This window comes from Klebsiella sp. 10982 (assembly GCF_048589245.1).
Classification (GTDB): Bacteria; Pseudomonadota; Gammaproteobacteria; order Enterobacterales; family Enterobacteriaceae; genus Klebsiella; species Klebsiella quasivariicola.
Map to the genome: position 1 here is coordinate 88,758 of NZ_JBMAXV010000008.1, position 17,371 is coordinate 106,128.

Sequence of the window (17,371 nt, forward strand, 5' to 3'; positions counted from 1 at the left end):
TAACGCGATGAATATTAAAATCGATGCGCTGAACTACTACGGCGCGACGAAGAAATACCAGCTCCATTTTCCGGCGCTGCGGGAAGATATTGAAGCCGATGTGGTGATTATCGGCGGCGGCTTCTCTGGCATTAACACCGCCCTTGAGCTGGCGGAACAGGGGATCACCAACGTGGTGGTGCTGGAAGCGCGCCATCTCGGCTACGGCGGCACCGGGCGCAACGGCGGCCAGGTGATGGCCGGGATCGGTCACGATATCGAAGCGGTGAAAAAACACGTCGGCAAAGAGGGGCTGGAGACGCTGTTTAAAATTTCCAATCTTGGCGCTGGCATCATTCGCGAACGCATCCGCAAATACAACATCGACGCCGATTTCGTCCCCGGCTACGGCTATCTCGCCTATAACCAGCGACAGCTCAAAACGCTGCGCCAGTGGGAGAAGGAGTTTAAGGCCGCCACCCCGGATGAAGAAATTGAACTGTATACCGGGAAAGAGGTGCAGCAGGTGGTCGGCTCCGAGGTTTACTGCGGCGCGCTGAAACATATGGGCGGCGGGCAGATCCACTCCCTGAATATGCTGCTTGGTTCGGCGCAGGCCGCCCATTCGCTGGGGGTGAAGATTTTCGAATCCTCGCCGGTGGTGGAGGTGAATTACGGCAAACAGGTGCGGGTACGCACCGCGATGGGCAGCGTCAAAGCCGCCAAACTGCTGTGGGCCTGCGACAGCTTCCTCAACAATATGGAGCCGGAGATCTACAACAAAACGCTGGTCACCTACTCCTATCAGGTGTCGACCGAGCCGCTCTCCGATGAACTGATCGAGCGCATCAGCCCGCTGCGCGGCGCCTTCAGCGATATTCGCCCGGTGATTAACTACTACCGCGTCACCCGGGAAAACCGCCTGCTGTTCGGCAGCGCCACCCGCTTCGTGGAGTATACGCCGAACGATTTCGCCGCCTGGAATCGCACCCTGCTGGCGGAGGTCTTCCCGTACCTGAAAGATGTGAAGATCGATTTCGCCTGGGGCGGGCCGATGGCCTGTAGCGCCAACCTGTTCCCGCAGATCGGCACCTTACGCGACCATAACAACGTCTTTTACGTCCAGGGGTACTCCGGCTTCGGCGTCACCCCGTCGCACATCGTGTGCAAAATCCTCGCCGAAGGGATCAATGGCGGTTCCGACCGCTATCGTCTGCTAAGCAGCATCCCCCACGCGACCATCCACGGCCGTGACAGCCTGCGCTTGCTGTTAGTCACCGCCGGAAAACTGATGCATCAAACCGCCGGTTTCTGGAAAGGCCGGAGTTAATCAGGAGAACGCTATGCACGCTTTTAAACTCAAACACCCGGTACCTGAACTACAGCCGATCGGCAGCGTCAGCCTGCTTGGCGCGACGCCGACCGCCGGCGACCCGCAGGTGGCCGGGGCGATGATCTACGGCGAGCCGCAGGACGCCTTTACCTGCGGACTGTTTTCGTCCACTGAAGGGAGCTTCACCATGACCTATCCGTTTACCGAACACGCCACCGTGCTGGAGGGCGAAGTGGAGCTGACCGTCGCCGGCGGCGAGCCGCAGCGCTTCGCGCCGGGCGACAGCTGGTTTGTCAAACAGGGTACCGAAGTGGAGTGGAAAATCCTGACGCCGCGCTTTGTGAAGCACTACCTGGCAAACGTCGAGACGCGCTAACACGCTGATCATGCCCGGCGGCGCATTACGCCTTCTCCGGGCTACCAAATCGCACAGCGCTGTAGCCCCGGTAAGCGGCAGCGCCACCGGGGATTTTGAGGCCAAATTAAAGGCAGGCCGCACGGACCGTCGGCCGGGTAAGGCGCAGCCGCCACCCGGCAGAAACAGGCGCAATGTGACAGGACGAATGGCCCCGGTTTTCGGGGTCATGTTGTTTATCAGCCGCCACATTCATCGACGCCGTCACAGAATCATGCGCCGCCCTCCACCTTCCGGACGATATTCATTGAGCAGGATGCCCGCCTAAATTATGACTATCCGGGAGTGGCGCTGGCTATTCCCTGCCCTACCCCATTATTGTGCAGAGGTTGACTATGTTTAGTAACAGACTCGCCAGCCATCTTGAGCGCGGCGTCGTCGGCTTCCCGACCACCCTCGCCAGCTCCGTCGGGCTGATCATGGCCAGCCCGGTGATCCTGACGGTGACCAGCGGCTTCGGCATGGGCGGCGATACCTTCGCGCTGGCGGTACTGCTGGCCTTTATTATGATGCAGGCGCAGGTCACCACCTTCGCCGAAGCCGCGACGTTAATCCCTACCACCGGTTCGGTGTACGACTATATCTCCTGCGGCATGGGGCGCTTCTTCGCCATTACCGGCGCGCTGTGCGCCTATCTGATCGTGCATATTTTCGCCGGGACGGCGGAGACGATCCTGGCGGGCATTATGGCGCTGGTGAACTTCGAGTCGATCAACGCGCAGATGGCCGCTCACCAGAATACCTGGATGGTGGGCGTCGGCATGGTGGTGATTTTCGGCCTGCTCAACGCCATCGGCGTGGAAATCTTCGGCAAGGTCGAAGTGGTGCTGACCTTCGGCATGTGGACCACGCTGACCATTTTCGGCCTGTGCGGCATTTTTATGGCGCCGGTCACCCATCTTTCCGGCTGGTTCGGCACGCCGCTGAACATCAGCGATATCAACGGCCTGTTCGGCTATATCGGCATGGCGATGTTTATGTTCGTCGGCTGCGAGCTGGTAACGCCGATGGCGCCGGAAATCAAACAGGCCCATCGCACTATTCCACGGGCGATGGCGCTGGGCCTGCTGGGGGTCGCCAGCTGCATGTTTATCTACGGCGCGGCGATCAACCGCCAGGTGGAAAACGTGGTGCTCGACGCGGCCAACAACGTCCATCTGCTGGACACGCCGATGGCGATCCCGGCCTTCGCCGCGCGGGTGATGGGCCGCGCCGGCCAGTACTGGCTGGGAGCCGGACTACTGCTGGCCGGCTGCGCCACCATCAATACGCTGATGGCCGCCGTGCCGCGCATTATCTACGGTATGGCGCTGGACGGCGCGCTGCCCCGCTTCCTGACCTGGCTGCATCCGCGCTTTAAGACACCGGTGATCGCCATTGCTATCGGCGTGGCGATCCCCTGCCTGCACGCCTGGTATCTGAACGGCGATCTGGACCGCATCGTACCGCTGATCCTCGCCGCGGTCTGCGCCTGGGGCGTCGCCTACCTGCTGGTTACCCTGTCGGTGGTGATGCTGCGCATTCGCCGCCCGGACCTGCCGCGCGCCTACCGCTCGCCGTGGTTCCCGCTGCCGCAGATTATCTCCAGCGTCGGGATTATCATCGCTATCGTCAATATCACGCCGCCGGGGATGGACAGCCGCCAGGTGCTGGTGCCGTTCGGCATTATGCTCGGCCTGACCGCCGCCTACGCCCTGTTCTGGACGCTGTGCGTGCAGCGCGTCAACCCGTTCAAGCCGCTGGTAGTGGAAGAGGTGGTGGAGCGCGCCATCGGCAATTATGAAAAACAGACCCGCGGGGAGATGACGCCAGATGTCCTCCGTCCCCTGGTTTGAAACGCCGTTAATGAACGCGGTGCAGCGTGACCTGGCGGGCTGGCCGTGCGAAAAGCTGAGCGAACGCAGCGCGCAGCTGCGCTTGAACGACGCCACCGCCGTCACCTTCAGCGTGCGTCAGAAGCGGCTGTTTATGGCCAGCATTCACAGCTGCGAGTTTGTCGTCGAGGGGCCGGTAACCCGGCCCGCTCGCGGTAAGATCCGCGCCCACCAGTCCGGCTGGTGGAAACGCCAGCCGATCCGCTTTATCGGCGGCAAAGGCAGCGAGGAACTCGCGGGCTATCTCAACGGTTTTCCTAATCTCCAGCAGACCTTAAGCGAGCTGGACTACCGCCGCTTTTCGCTGACCGTTGACGATAGCGGCTGGCGTTGCTGCATTGAACCCTGGGCCGCCAGCGAAGTGGTCTGTAAAATGCCGCCGCTGCGCCGTTATCTGAAGCTCGAAGCGCAGCAGCGGATGCTGCTGCTCAGCGTGCTGGCGATGATCAATCAGGCGGTAAGTCAGTGGATGCATGAGTGAGCCAGATGCCCGCGCCTTCACGCGCCGATCAGACTCTCCAGCGGAATGCCGAACTGAGCATGAAGCCGGCGAATCATCGGTAGCGTCAGGTTGCGCGTACCGTTGAGAATTTCATACACGCGATTAGATTTACCAATCGCCGGCTCCAGATCTTTCACGGTCAGCCCCTGCTGCTCCATGCGAAACTTGATGGCCTCTATCGGCGTAGGAGGCTCGATGGGATAGTGCTTTTTTTCATACTCAGCAATCAGCAGGCACATCACCTCAAAAAAATCGCCCTCTGGCGTATCAGGTGCTGGTTCATTATCAAAAAAAGGTTCAACCGCGCTTAACGCGGCTTCGTAATCTTGTTCAGTGCGGATAGGCTTAACATTCATCATTTACTTCCTCTCTATCGTCTCAGCGTTTATCACGTCATATTCCTTATGCGTTCCGATAAACTTAACGAACATCCACCCCCGCAGATAAGCAACGGCTACGATTAACCGGTAATCATTTCCCTTTATGTTGAATACCACTCGCTTATTTTTCAGAATACTTGCGCTGCGGTATTGGTCCTTTATCTCCGCCGGGGTTTTCCAGTCTGCTTTTGTCGCTTCGTCTACCCAGGCCTTTAGCGGTTGTTCAGCGTCGGGATTCTCCGCCCAGAAGTCCCTTAAGGTTTTCACTGAGATTATCTTCATGTGCAGAGACTAGTCCCATTTCGGGACTAAGTAAAGAAAAAGTCCCATATCGGGACTTTCGGGATCAACGTGAACGCGTGAGCGACTACTGCAGACCGAACTGTTGCGCCAGCCGATCGATAGCCTGTCTCTGGAATTGCGCGAACTCCGCCCGCGGCTGCTGCTGCTGAATAAATTCCAGCAGCGGATCCTGGACCTCGGTACGGATACCGCTCAGCGTTTCCATCACCGCCAGGCCGCAGAACGGCACGTAGGATTCGGCATAGCCGCCCTCGTGCACCATCACCAGTTTCCCGCCGCACAGGCGATCCGCCGCCTGCTGGACCTGTTCGGTCATCGCCCGGAAGCTGTCGCTATGTAGCTGCATCCGCGCTAATGGATCCATGGCGTTGGCGTCATAGCCGCAGGCGATAATAATCAGCTCCGGCTCAAAACGCGCCAGCGCAGGAATGACGATAGTTTCCAGCGCATAGCGCCAGCTGTCGTCGCCCGCCCCGGCCAGCAGCGGAATATTAATGTTGTAACCTTTGCCCGCGCCCACGCCGCGATCGTCCTCGCCGGCGTAGCCCGGCGGGAAGCAACCATCCTGATGCAAGGAGATAGTCAGTACGTCATCGCGCTGCAGGTAGATATGCTGGGTGCCGTTGCCGTGGTGAACATCCCAGTCAATGATCGCCACCTTGCCCAGCCCCAGCCGCGCTTTCGCCCGCTCGACGGCAATGGGAATATTGGCGAGGAAACAAAATCCCATCGACTGATCCGGCAGACAGTGGTGTCCGGGCGGGCGCGACAGCGAATAGGCGTTATCCAGCTCCCCCTTCAGCACCGCTTCCACGGCGGCACAGGCCAGTCCGGCGGAAAGGCAGGCGATTTCATAGCTCCCCGGCCCCAGCGGCGCCTCTTTGCCGAGCATGCCGCCGCCGTTATCGCTGATCGCCTTAAAGCGCTCCAGATAGCTGTCGGGGTGGATCCGCCGCAGGTCCTCAAGGCTCGCCGGCGCCGCGCTGCGCAGCGCCAGCTGCGGCGTCAGCCCGGAGACATCCATCAGGTTTTTCATCCGCCGCTTGGTCTCCGGCGATTCGGCATGGCCGCCGCCGGCGGGCGGCTGCACCCAGCCACCCACCGGCAGCGTCACCGCGTGCAGGCCGGTACTGTGCCAGAAACAACGTTCATCAAAGAAGAAACCGGTTTTTCTTTTCACTCTATCCTCCCGTGGGCTAAGCCTTCCCGGCGGCGGACGCCGCCACAATCAAAATCAGTGACAGCAGCGCGCAGACGCCTGCCGCCGCCAGCAGCGGGTCGGCGCTGGCAAAATGCTGCAGTAAAGCCCCGGCTAATGCCGGGCCAGCCGCCATGCCGCCGCCGATCACCAGATTGATGCTGTTCATCAGCCGGCCGTTGTTATCCAGCCCGGCCACGCGGGCGAGGATAAAGGGCAGCACAAAGGTCCAGGTGAACTTAAACAGCAGCGCCGCGATGGCGTAGCGCACCAGCAGCGGCTGGCCGATCAACAGCCCGACGCTGACGATCAGCAGGCCGTAACCCAGCCACACCGGTAAACGATCGGCCCGCCGGGTACCCCGCAGGGCCGCGCCGCCGGCGCCGATGATGCCGCAAACCGTCGCCGCCGCCAGCACCAGACCGACCTGCGTCGGGCTCAGCCCCGCCCCGCTGCCGATGGTGCCGATAAAGGTCCACACGGCGCTGAGGCTGATATAGAAAGTGAGCACCGCCAGCACCGCCAGCGCCTGACGCCACAGCGCCGTCGACGGCTGCTGGCGGGAGACTGAAAGCGGTTGAAAGCGCGGAGGGAAAGCGGATACCAGCGGCAAACAGCAGAGCATGATGGCAGCGAGGATCAGATACACCACCTTCAGGCCAAAGGTCGCGAACAGGCCGGGCAGCGCCAGCAGGCCAAGCATCCCTAACAGCAGTTGCCCGAGCACCCAGAAGGCGTAGACCCGCGACGGGTTCGGCGTTCCGGCCGCGCAGCTGATGCACAAAATCATCAACGTGCCGCCCGCCAGCGAGGCGATAAAGCGCGCAGCCAGCAGCGTCTCGTACTGGGTGACCACCGCCGAGACGAGGTTGGCGGCCAGAAACACCACCCCGGCCGTCAGGGCAACCCGCCGCCAGTCGAGGCGGCTCATCCACCACCACGCCGGGAGCGTCGCCAGGCTCATCGCCCCCAGCTCCGCTGAGAACAGCCAGCCGATCTGCCCGGGTTTTAGCTGCCATTCGCTGGCCAGCTGCGCCGCCACCGCCGGCGCGGTCATCAGAATACCCGGCGCAATAGCGGCAAAAATCACGATCGCCGCCAGCAAACGCAGGGACACCATCAGCCCGGCGGGCCGGGAAAGCGCATTATCAGTGAGAGGTGTACTCGACATCGTAGGGCGTGCTCCGGTCAAAAAAGCCTCCCCCCGGAGGATCCTCCAGGGAGTGATACCCACAGGCATCAGGAAAACGCCGTGCTGCCACGGCGCGCGCGGGATGCGAAAGTCAGATTACAGATGCAGCGTACGCTGAGCGGCCGGCATCCAGGTTCGGGAAACCAGTTCGGTACGATTGACCACTTCGGTCTTGGCGAAAATATTGCGCAGGTGCGTTTTTACCGTCGAGAGCGAGATATCCAGCTGGCGGGCAATCAGCTTATTGCTGGCGCCTTCGCGCACCATGCCGACGATTTCCCGCTCTTTCGCCGTCAGGATGGCGGGCAGATCATCTTCTTCCTGCAGGCAGTCGCGAATGGCCAGCTCTACCAGCGGCAGCACCGCCTGGGCCCGCTGGCGCTCTTCGCTGGAGAAAGGCACGTCGCGCATCAGCGAGATACCGGCGACGATCCGCCGCTCGCGGCGGATAAAGATCTCGGTCATGTCGCGCACGTTATTCGGCAACATAAATTCATGATAGTAATGCCGGTTGCGGTCGCAGAGCCGCGGCGTCATCGCCGCCACGGTGGTGTTCTGGTGGCTAAAGTGCGACGGCAGAAGCGGATCCAGCGGCTGAAAGTTTTCCAGATATTGTTGGTGCGTATTATCGGAAATATTATGCAATATATAGTTTTCGGGTTTTAAACGATTATTTACTCGATAAAACACCGCTGAAGTTAGTGGAATTAACTGGGAAATAGTCTGTAAACAACGGGCTATTATCGCATCATTACGGCTGGCTTTTAACAAAGCAGACATGATAGGGCCTCCCCGTCGAGATGATGGTACATGACACATGGATGACTACTGATAATTGAAGCATACATTTCACATTTAAGTAACACAATCATTAACATATTAACAATGTGATAGCCGTTACAAAATTTTCAGCAATACATTGTTATATAAAGCATTTAAAAAACACCCCGGCCATGCTTTACGATAGCGGCGTTAAAACATAAACAAATAAGATTAACACCCGGCGTACCTGCCCCTGGTGATAAAAAAACCCTATCCCCGACGCGTCATTCTCATCCTTAAGAACGATGGATTTCTGTTTTTTTTCACTTATACCCTTAACAGGATGCAATTAATTTTCGCCGCGGCTTAATCATGTGATTACGCCTGACCCGCTGTTGCCGAAATAATGTGAACAACACCGGTCATTAACCGAGGATAAGCCGATGCTGAATATCGCCGCCCTGCGCCAGCAGCAAATTCCACTGGCCGCTGAGCCGCGTTCGCCGGTGCCGTTTCATATTCTGATGAAGCCGATTGGCCCCGCCTGTAACCTCGCCTGCCGCTACTGCTATTACCCGCAGGATGCAGCGCCGGTCAACAAGATGGACGATGCGCGGTTAGAGCAATTTATCCGCCGCTATATCGCCGCGCAGCCCAGCGGCGCGCGGGAAATCAACTTTGTCTGGCAGGGCGGCGAGCCGCTGCTGGCCGGCCTGAGCTTCTACAAAAAAGCGCTCGCCCTGCAGGCGCGCTATGCCCCCGACGGCGTGACTATCAGCAATAGCCTGCAAACCAACGGGACGCTGATCAACGACGCCTGGTGTCGGCTGTTTCGCGAACATCGCTTTATTATCGGGTTGAGCCTCGAAGGCAGCGAAGCGCTGCAGGATCACCATCGTCCGGACAAACGCGGCGGGTCGACCTGGTCGGCGGCGCTGCGCGGCATTGACCTGCTCCATCAGCATCAGGTGGACTTTAATCTGCTGGTGGTGGTGCATAACGAGATGGCCACCCACGCGGCGGCGATTTATGACCGGCTGGTCAGCCTCGGCGCGCGTTATCTGCAGTTTCAGCCGTTGATGAGCGAAGGCGCAGCCCTGCGCGAGGGATACCAGCTCAGCGCCGATAACTGGGGGCGTTTTATGGTCGGCATCTGGCGCCAGTGGCAGAAGCGCTGCGATAGGGGGCGGGTGTTCGTTATCAATATCGAACAGGCGTGGGCGCAGTACTTTACCCATACCAGCGGCAGCTGCGTGCACAGCGCCCGCTGCGGCAGCAACCTGGTGATGGAGCCCGATGGACAGCTCTACGCCTGCGATCATCTGATCAACGCCGAACACCGGCTGGGCCGTCTTGACGAACAGACGCTCGCCGCCGCGGTCGACGCCTCGGTTCAGTTGCCTTTCGGTCAGCAGAAAAGCCGGCGCCGCGAATGCCAGACTTGCTCGGTGAAAATGGTCTGCCAGGGCGGCTGCCCCGCGCATCTCAACGCCGCTGGCAACAATCGGCTATGCGGCGGTTATTACCGTTTCTTTAGCGAAATCCTTGCGCCTGTGCGCCCTTTTTCCCGCGACCTGCAGGGGCTACAAGCCTGGCGGGCCGCGTTTGTCGGGGCCGCGCATCCGGCGTAGCCCATTGCTCTGAAAGCTATTCCCGCAGAAACAGGAGAATCCGTTGTGAATAAAACAGCCATGGCCGCGGCGGTCAGTATGATCCTCGCCGGTGGCGCGCACGCCGCGCAGCAGGAGCGTCCGAACGTCATCGTGATTATCGCCGATGATATGGGCTACTCGGACATCAGTCCCTTTGGCGGCGAGATCCCCACCCCTAACCTGCAGGCGATGGCCGAGCAGGGGATGCGCATGAGCCAGTATTACACCTCGCCGATGTCGGCCCCGGCGCGCTCAATGCTGCTCACCGGCAACAGCAACCAGCAGGCCGGGATGGGCGGCATGTGGTGGTACGACAGCACCATTGGCAAGGAGGGTTACGAGCTGCGGCTGACCGACCGCGTCACCACCATGGCCGAGCGCTTTAAAGATGCCGGCTATAACACGCTGATGGCCGGCAAATGGCATCTCGGTTTTGTTCCCGGCGCCACGCCGAAGGACCGCGGTTTTAACCACGCCTTCGCCTTTATGGGCGGCGGTACCAGCCACTTTAACGATGCGATTCCACTCGGAACCGTCGAGGCGTTCCACACCTACTACACCCGCGACGGCGAGCGCGTCTCCCTGCCGGATGATTTTTACTCCAGCGAAGCCTACGCCCGCCAGATGAACAGCTGGATTAAAGCGACGCCGAAGGAGCAGCCGGTCTTCGCCTGGCTGGCCTTCACCGCCCCTCATGACCCCCTGCAGGCGCCGGATGAGTGGATCAAACGTTTTAAAGGCCAGTATGAGCAGGGTTACGCCGAGGTCTATCGCCAGCGCATCGCCCGTCTGAAAGCGCTGGGAATTATTCATGACGACACCCCGCTGCCGCATCTGGAGCTGGATAAAGAGTGGGAAGCGCTAACGCCAGAGCAGCAGAAATATACGGCGAAAGTGATGCAGGTCTACGCGGCGATGATCGCCAATATGGACGCGCAGATCGGCACGCTGATGGAGACGCTGAAGCAGACCGGGCGCGATAAAAACACCCTGCTGGTGTTCCTGACCGACAACGGCGCCAACCCGGCGCAAGGTTTTTATTACGAATCTACCCCCGAATTCTGGAAGCAGTTCGATAACCGCTATGACAACGTCGGCCGCAAAGGCTCGTTTGTCTCCTACGGCCCGCACTGGGCCAACGTCAGCAACGCCCCCTACGCCAACTACCATAAGACCACCAGCGCCCAGGGCGGCATTAACACCGACTTTATGATCTCCGGTCCCGGGATTACCCGGCGCGGTAAAATCGACGCCTCAACCATGGCGGTGTATGACGTGGCGCCTACCCTGTATGAATTCGCCGGTATCGACCCGAACAAATCGCTGGCGAAGAAGCCGGTGTTGCCGATGATCGGCGTTAGCTTTAAGCGCTATCTCACCGGTGAAGTACAGGATCCGCCGCGCGGCAACTACGGCGTCGAGCTGCATCATCAGGCGGCGTGGGTGGATGGCGAATGGAAGCTGCGGCGGCTGGTGCCGCGCGGCCTCACCGCCGGCGATGCGCCGTGGCAGCTGTTTAATCTGCACGACGACCCGCTGGAGACGCATGATGTCGCGGCCGACCACCCCGATCGGGTCAAAGCCATGCGCGAGGCTTACGAGGCGTTCGCCAAACGCACCATGGTCACCCGGGCAGAGGGCAAGATGATCGACTACGTCGGTATCGACAGCAAAACCGGACGTTATCTGGCAGTCGACCCCGCCACCATGAAGCCGGTTCCGGCGCCGCAGGCGATCCCTGTGAGCGAGCTCCATTAACCGCCACGGCTATCGTTCTTCCGGGCGATAGTCGGGACCTCGCACGCTTTTTAAGGTAATCGGAAACCTCATTACAGGAGAGTGCGGATGGCGAGAGTCGTGGTGATCACCGGCGGCGGAAGCGGAATTGGCGCCGCCTGCGCGCGGCTGATGCGCGCCGCGGGCGACCGGGTGTTTATTACCGGACGACGCGAGGCGCCGTTGCAGGCTGTCGCCGCTGAGAGCGGCGCCACGGCGCTGGTGGGCAATGCCGCCGATGGCGAGGTGTGGCGCCAGCGACTGTTGCCGGCAATCCTCGACCAGGCTGGCGGGATCGATGTGCTGATCTGCAGCGCCGGCGGGATGGGCAACAGCCCCGCCGCCGAGACCAGCGACAGCCAGTGGCACGAGGCGCTGGACGGCAATCTCACCAGCGCGTTCGCCAGCGTTCGCGCCTGTCTGCCTTCGCTGATTGCCCGCCGCGGCAATGTGCTGTTTGTCGCCTCCATCGCCTCGCTGGCTGCCGGGCCGCAGGCCTGCGGCTACGTCACCGCTAAACACGCCCTGATCGGCCTGATGCGCTCCGTGGCTCGCGATTACGGCCCACAAGGGGTACGCGCGAATGCCATCTGTCCCGGCTGGGTCACCACCCTGATGGCGGATGAAGAGATGATCCCGCTGATGCAGGCGGAAGGGCTGTCGCTGACTGAGGCTTATCAGCGGGTCTGTCGCGACGTTCCGCTGCGCCGTCCCGCCAGCCCGGAAGAGATAGCGCAGGCCTGCCATTTTCTCTGTTCGCCACAGGCCGCCATCATCAGCGGCGCCACCCTGGTCGCCGACGGCGGTTCCAGTATCGTCGATGTTCCCACTCTGGCGTTTACCTAACGCCCTACTCTGTTCAGGAGCCCCTATGACTTCAGAAGCCGTATTTATCCAGGTCGGCGCGCTGGCCGATGGTTTTGCCCCGCACGGCAACCTGCTCACTCCCGCCAGCCTGCCCGTCGGCGAAACCTTTACCTTTTATGTCACCGGAAGCGAGCCACAGCAGCTGGTTATCGAAGATGAGCAGACGCTAAGCTGGAACGGCAAGCGCGCCCCCTGGCGGGCGACCGCCCTGCGCCCGGATATTCTGTTTATCGACTTTCTTGACCCGGAGCGGGATAACGCCAGCATCAGCGCGGTATGCAACCTGACGCAGCGCAACGCCACGCTGGTCTACGGCCAGCTACCGGACGAAGCCGCCGCGCGGCTGGACGCCTTCAGCCGGGTAGAGCAAGGGTTGCCGCTAACCGCGGTTGAGGCCCGGTTCGTCTTCGCCCGCCTGGATGCCCAGCCGGGGCCGCTGCCGGACTTTACCACCGCGCTGGTCGGCATGCGCAATCAGTACACCTATAGCCCGACCGAGCGCTATGAACACATCTATCTCAACGATAATTTTTACGCCTGGCAGTGTCTGGACGGTGTGGAAAAGGGGCTGGCGGATGTCGATCGCTGCCACTATGTGCAGGTGGCGGAGGATCTCTATCTGTTCGTCTGGCGGGAGAAAATCATTCCGACGCTGGGAGTGATCCTGATCGATCTGCAGCAGATGCGCACCGACGGCAAGATCATGGGCTATCAGGGCAGCGATTTCGGCGCTTTGAGTAATTTCCCGGTCGGCGCCAGCGCGAAAATCCTCAACGTCACCCGCCATCAGGAATAATAGTGCGTGGCCGGGCATGCTTTCAGGCACCGCCCCGTTATTTTGCCGGGTGGCGGCGACTGGCCGCCCCCTGCGCCATGACTGACATAACGCAGACAATTAACCGGGAGCGCAATATACTCCGAAGCGCCACGGGATAAACGCTTTTCTCAGGCTAAAAAATTTGAAAAGTGGTAACAGTATCTACGGTCCGGGTGGCCTGCCGTTAATTATTCACCACGCTGGCTGAAACTGTCGGGGTTGGTGGCCGCAAAATCCCCGGTGGCGCTACCGCTTACCGGGGCTACGGCTCTGTGCGATTTGGTAGCCCGGAGAAGGCGCAACGCGCCGCCTCCGGGGAGAGGGATTGCCTCAGGCGCTGGCGCTGTCCAGCCGCGCCACCTGCTCCGCGCTCAGGCTCAGCGCCGCCGCGCGGGCAAAACTCTCCACCTGAGCCACGCTGGTGGCGCTGGCGATCGGCGCGGTCACGCCTTCGCGGCCGATCAGCCACGCCAGGGCCACCTCAGCCGGCTTCGCGCCCTGCTCGTCCGCGACCGCCACCAGGGTATCGATAATCCGCATCCCGCGCGGATTCAGGTACTTACCAATCCCGCTTCCGCGCTGGCTCTGTGTGAGATCCGACGGCTGGCGGTACTTGCCGGTTAAGAACCCGGACGCCAGGCTGTAGTAGGTCACCACCCCGATGTCGCGGCTGACGCAGAGATCGCACAGCGCGCCTTCAAACGCGGAGCGGTGGTAGAGGTTATATTCCGGCTGCAGCACCTGCCAGGCGGGCAGGCCGCCTTTACGCGCTACCTCCAGCGCCGCCGCCAGCTGCATCGCATCGAGGTTAGAGGCCCCCATCGCGCGGATTTTTCCGGCCTGCTGCAGGCTATGGAAAGCCTCCAGCGTTTCCGCCACCGGGGTTTGCGGATCCGGCCAGTGAGAGAAGTAGAGGTCGATATAGTCGGTATTCAGGCGACGCAGAGAGTCGTCCACCGCCTGCTGGATCCAGGCTTTGCTGAGCCCTTTATGGCCGGGGAGGCCTAAATCGGAACCGACTTTGGTGAAGATTTTCACCTTATCGCGCATGCCCGGGCGCGCCTGCAGCCAGCGGCCGATTATGGTTTCGGATTCGCCGCCCTGGTTGCCCTCCGCCCAGCGGGAATAAACATCCGCCGTATCGATAGCGTCAAAACCGTGGTCAACAAAAGCATCAAGAAGAGCAAAACTGGTTTTTTCATCGATGGTCCAGCCAAAGACGTTGCCGCCAAAGACTAATGGGGCGATGGAAAATCCGGTTTTGCCCAAAGGACGTGTCATCATGCCGAGTACTCCTTAGCTTATATTCTGCTTCCCTCAGGTAACCACAATGGTCAGGAGAGGAGGTGAATGGATAATCAGAAAAGGAATCATACGGCGGGCGCTCCATGCCCGCAGGTACACTCAGACATTATGTCCCGGAATAAACATCAAAGCTAAAATATTTGCCGGCTAATTTTTTATAGGTGCCGTCGGCAAGAATCTTCGCAATGGCGCCGTTTATTTCCTGACGCAGCGCCTCATCGTCTTTACGCAAGCCGATCGCCGCCCCGGCGCCAAACAGCGTATCGTCCTGCAGATGGCCGCCGACAAAGGCGAATTCCTTACCCTGCGGCTGCTGCAGGAAGCTGTAGTCGGCCATCATCCCGGAGAGCACCGCGCCGTCGATGCGCCCGGACTCCAGGTCACGCACCACGCTATCGGCCCCCTGGTAGGCCACAATGTTAATCCCCTGCGGCCGCCAGTGCTGGTTAACGTAAGTCTCCTGCGCCGAGCCCTGCTCCACGCCGATGGTTTTGCCCTTCAGCTGTTCCGGCGTATTGCCTTGCAGGGTATTTTTACGCGCCACGAGGAACACCGGTCCGTTATACAACTTGTCGCTAAAGGCAATCTGCGCTTTGCGCTTCTCGGTCATGTACATCCCGGAAAGGATCGCATCGAATTTACGCGCCTTCAGCGCCGGGATAATGCCGTCGAAATTGCTTTCCACCCATACGCATTTCGCCTGCAGCTGCTGGCAAATGGCGTTGCCTAAATCGATATCAAACCCCGCCAGCTTGCCCTGCGGATCCTTCCATTCAAACGGCGCGAAGGTCGGGTCGACGCCGAAGCGGATTTCTTTTCCCCCTTCGGCCAGCGCCGACGTCGACGCCATTAATGCCAGCCATAGCAACAGTGATTTTTTCATTCGCGTTCTTCTCCAGAGATTAGCGACAGTGCTTTTCCACCAGGCGGGCGAACAGCGTCGCGCCGGTGGTGATAATGTCATCGTTAAAGTCGTAGCCGGGGTTGTGCACCATGCAACCGCCCTTTTCCCCTTTCTCACCGTTGCCGAGCAGGAAGTAGCTGCCCGGACGTTCACGCAGCATAAAGGCGAAATCTTCGCTGGCGTTCATCGGCGAGACCGACTCCAGGACCCCTTCGCGGCCAAACACCTCCAGCGCCAGCGCCCGGGCGAAATCGGTCTCTTCAGGACTGTTGGTTAATACCGGGTAGGAGTCGTAAACCTCCACTGCGCTGCTGGCGCCATAGCTTTTGGCGGTAAATCCAGCGAGCTCGTGAATGCGCTTGATCAGCAGGTCGCGGATTTCCGGCTTCATTGCCCGCACGCTCAGCTCCATCACCACGCTCTCCGGAATGACGTTGGAGGCGATACCGGCCTGGAAGGTGCCGACGCTGACCACTGCCGTTTCCCCCGGCGGCACGTTGCGCGCCACGATGCTCTGCAGGGCCATCACCAGCGCCGCGCCGGCGACGATCGGGTCGACGGTGCGCTCGGGATGCGCGCCGTGGCCGCCGTAGCCGGTAATCGTGATTTTGACGGTGTCCGCCGAGGCCATAAAGTTGCCGGCGTAGAAGCCCAGCTTGCCTACCGGCAGGCCTGGCATGTTGTGCAAGCCAAAGATGCGTTCGCAGGGGAACTGCTCGAACAGGCCGTCTTTAATCATTAAATCGGCGCCGCCGATAGCCTCTTCCGCCGGCTGGAAAATCAGATGCACCGTGCCGTTAAACTGGCAGGCCGGCGAGGCGATATATTTCGCCGCCGCAAGCAAAATGGTGGTATGGCCGTCATGGCCGCAGGCGTGCATTTTTCCGGGTACCGTACTGGCCCAGGGCAAATCAGTCGTTTCATGGATCGGCAGCGCGTCCATATCGGCGCGCAGGCCGATGGTGCGCGGCGAATCGCCTTTGCGCAGGCTGCCGACCACACCGGTTTTACCGAGGCCGCGGGTGACCTGATAGCCCCACTCCGCCAGTTTGCCAGCCACCAGTTCGCTGGTATTAAACTCTTCAAGACTTAATTCCGGATTGGCATGTAAATAATGACGGATAGAAATCATTTCCGCTTCCGTCGCTTTAATTTCTGGAATTACATAATCACTCATGCCGCTCTCCGGGAAATATAGTAAGGACTTTACACGGTATCGCGGTGGAAACTTTATGCAAGCAGGATTTCTAATACCTGGAATGAGCTCATCTTATTTAATAATGGCTCCTCAACAGCGTAATTAGCATTCAAAATAGTAAAATTTAAAAATAAACGTTTATTTTATAGAGCATTAAGCGTTATTTACCCTACTATTCCCGGCCATATTCAGATTTAAATAAAATAAACGTGTATGAAATTACAAACGCTTTTCCTCGCCGCCATCACCGCGCTGGCGGGCTGCAGCGCGCAGGGAGATACCGCCAGCCAGCAGCGGGCCAGCATTCAGAAGATGCGCAGCGAAACCCTTAATAAACTTTACGCCCTGCAGCCTGAGGCGCGCAGCGACATCCAACAGGCGAAAGGGTATGCGGTGTTTGCCAATAACAGCAGCAAGATCCTGCTGTTCGGGTTTGGCAGCGGTTACGGCGTGGTACGGGATAAGGCCACCGGGAAAGACACCTATATGAAAATGGCCCAGGGTGGCGCCGGCCTGGGAATGGGGATTAAGCAGCAGCGCACGGTGCTGGTTTTCCATGATAAAGCGGCCCTGGAGACCTTTATCCGCCAGGGATACATGGTTGGCGCCGATGCGAACGCCGCGGCAAAATATGATGACAAAGGCATCGCGCCGATCGCCGCCTCCACCAGCGGCGTGGCGTCAGATACCGCCTCGCTGCCCTCGAAGGTCAACGTCTACGACCTGACCGAAAAAGGGCTGGCCGCCCAGGCAATGATCAATGGTTATAAATACTGGCCGGATGATGCGCTGAACCCGTAGCTTTCATGTCCGCACGGTCATGGTGCGGACCGTATTTGCTCGCGGCCCAACGGCGCAAACTGCTAGCCTGGTCACACTCCCTCTCTTTTCTTTTTTACTTTGTTTCCTCAGTT

17 protein-coding genes are annotated in these 17,371 nt (G+C 59.8%); 9 read left to right on the forward strand and 8 right to left on the reverse strand.

The annotated features are described in order from the left end of the window. The first annotated feature begins 7 nt into the window (after positions 1 to 7). The 4 genes from ACKLKD_RS09645 to ACKLKD_RS09660 all read left to right on the forward strand — a co-directional run bounded on the left by ACKLKD_RS09645 (position 8) and on the right by ACKLKD_RS09660 (position 4,082). Positions 8 to 1,309, forward strand: a complete 1,302-nt coding sequence (locus tag ACKLKD_RS09645) for an NAD(P)/FAD-dependent oxidoreductase (RefSeq protein ID WP_025714915.1) — start codon at positions 8 to 10, stop codon at positions 1,307 to 1,309. Between the two features lie 13 nt (positions 1,310 to 1,322). Then, positions 1,323 to 1,688 carry a cupin domain-containing protein gene (locus ACKLKD_RS09650; protein ID WP_025714914.1) on the forward strand — a complete coding sequence of 122 codons (366 nt, stop codon included), beginning with the start codon at positions 1,323 to 1,325 and terminating at the stop codon, positions 1,686 to 1,688. Positions 1,689 to 2,062: 374 nt separating this feature from the next. Further along, positions 2,063 to 3,562, forward strand: coding sequence for an APC family permease (locus tag ACKLKD_RS09655; protein ID WP_087806300.1), 1,500 nt, complete (start codon positions 2,063 to 2,065; stop codon positions 3,560 to 3,562). Further along, entirely contained in the window at positions 3,540 to 4,082 is a 543-nt protein-coding gene (locus ACKLKD_RS09660; protein WP_025714912.1) for a DUF3156 family protein, read from the forward strand. Before ACKLKD_RS09655 ends, ACKLKD_RS09660 begins: the two co-directional genes overlap by 23 nt. Positions 4,083 to 4,099: 17 nt before the next feature. Here the strand turns inward: ACKLKD_RS09660 and ACKLKD_RS09665 are convergent, their stop codons facing one another. From ACKLKD_RS09665 to ACKLKD_RS09685, 5 genes are all read right to left on the reverse strand, one after another. Beyond that, positions 4,100 to 4,462 (reverse strand): helix-turn-helix domain-containing protein, encoded by a 363-nt coding sequence (locus ACKLKD_RS09665; RefSeq protein WP_023341146.1) that lies wholly within the window; start codon positions 4,460 to 4,462, stop codon positions 4,100 to 4,102. Further along, positions 4,463 to 4,765, reverse strand: a complete 303-nt coding sequence (locus tag ACKLKD_RS09670) for a type II toxin-antitoxin system HigB family toxin (protein ID WP_025714910.1) — start codon at positions 4,763 to 4,765, stop codon at positions 4,463 to 4,465. Between the two features lie 85 nt (positions 4,766 to 4,850). Then, the gene (locus tag ACKLKD_RS09675) at positions 4,851 to 5,966 is read right to left on the reverse strand and encodes a class II histone deacetylase (protein ID WP_080896951.1); all 1,116 of its coding nucleotides are present in this window, start codon (positions 5,964 to 5,966) and stop codon (positions 4,851 to 4,853) included. Positions 5,967 to 5,982: 16 nt separating this feature from the next. Further along, the gene (locus tag ACKLKD_RS09680) at positions 5,983 to 7,155 is read right to left on the reverse strand and encodes an MFS transporter (protein WP_080896952.1); all 1,173 of its coding nucleotides are present in this window, start codon (positions 7,153 to 7,155) and stop codon (positions 5,983 to 5,985) included. A 117-nt stretch (positions 7,156 to 7,272) separates the two neighbouring features. Next, positions 7,273 to 7,956, reverse strand: coding sequence for a helix-turn-helix transcriptional regulator (locus tag ACKLKD_RS09685; protein ID WP_002892774.1), 684 nt, complete (start codon positions 7,954 to 7,956; stop codon positions 7,273 to 7,275). 425 nt (positions 7,957 to 8,381) lie between these two features. Here ACKLKD_RS09685 and ACKLKD_RS09690 point away from each other — a divergent pair, with 425 nt between their 5' ends. The 4 genes from ACKLKD_RS09690 to ACKLKD_RS09705 all read left to right on the forward strand — a co-directional run bounded on the left by ACKLKD_RS09690 (position 8,382) and on the right by ACKLKD_RS09705 (position 13,029). Further along, positions 8,382 to 9,569, forward strand: coding sequence for an anaerobic sulfatase maturase (locus ACKLKD_RS09690; protein ID WP_080924870.1), 1,188 nt, complete (start codon positions 8,382 to 8,384; stop codon positions 9,567 to 9,569). Positions 9,570 to 9,614: 45 nt separating this feature from the next. Then, a complete protein-coding gene (locus tag ACKLKD_RS09695; protein ID WP_025714906.1) occupies positions 9,615 to 11,348 on the forward strand; it encodes an arylsulfatase in 1,734 nt (577 codons plus the stop codon). An 87-nt stretch (positions 11,349 to 11,435) separates the two neighbouring features. Next, positions 11,436 to 12,212 carry an SDR family NAD(P)-dependent oxidoreductase gene (locus tag ACKLKD_RS09700; RefSeq protein WP_025714905.1) on the forward strand — a complete coding sequence of 259 codons (777 nt, stop codon included), beginning with the start codon at positions 11,436 to 11,438 and terminating at the stop codon, positions 12,210 to 12,212. Between the two features lie 25 nt (positions 12,213 to 12,237). Continuing rightward, positions 12,238 to 13,029, forward strand: coding sequence for a MoaF C-terminal domain-containing protein (locus ACKLKD_RS09705; protein WP_080896956.1), 792 nt, complete (start codon positions 12,238 to 12,240; stop codon positions 13,027 to 13,029). Between the two features lie 351 nt (positions 13,030 to 13,380). Here ACKLKD_RS09705 and ACKLKD_RS09710 read toward each other — a convergent pair whose 3' ends face one another. The 3 genes from ACKLKD_RS09710 to ACKLKD_RS09720 all read right to left on the reverse strand — a co-directional run bounded on the left by ACKLKD_RS09710 (position 13,381) and on the right by ACKLKD_RS09720 (position 16,436). Further along, complete coding sequence (locus tag ACKLKD_RS09710; protein ID WP_080896957.1) at positions 13,381 to 14,334, reverse strand: aldo/keto reductase; 954 nt, start codon at positions 14,332 to 14,334, stop codon at positions 13,381 to 13,383. Positions 14,335 to 14,461: 127 nt separating this feature from the next. Then, positions 14,462 to 15,238, reverse strand: coding sequence for an ABC transporter substrate-binding protein (locus ACKLKD_RS09715; protein WP_002892707.1), 777 nt, complete (start codon positions 15,236 to 15,238; stop codon positions 14,462 to 14,464). A 19-nt stretch (positions 15,239 to 15,257) separates the two neighbouring features. Beyond that, positions 15,258 to 16,436 carry a M20 aminoacylase family protein gene (locus ACKLKD_RS09720; protein WP_080896958.1) on the reverse strand — a complete coding sequence of 393 codons (1,179 nt, stop codon included), beginning with the start codon at positions 16,434 to 16,436 and terminating at the stop codon, positions 15,258 to 15,260. A 540-nt stretch (positions 16,437 to 16,976) separates the two neighbouring features. Between ACKLKD_RS09720 and ACKLKD_RS09725 the strand changes: the two genes are divergently transcribed. After that, complete coding sequence (locus tag ACKLKD_RS09725; RefSeq protein ID WP_229588915.1) at positions 16,977 to 17,258, forward strand: YSC84-related protein; 282 nt, start codon at positions 16,977 to 16,979, stop codon at positions 17,256 to 17,258. Positions 17,259 to 17,371: the final 113 nt, after the last annotated feature.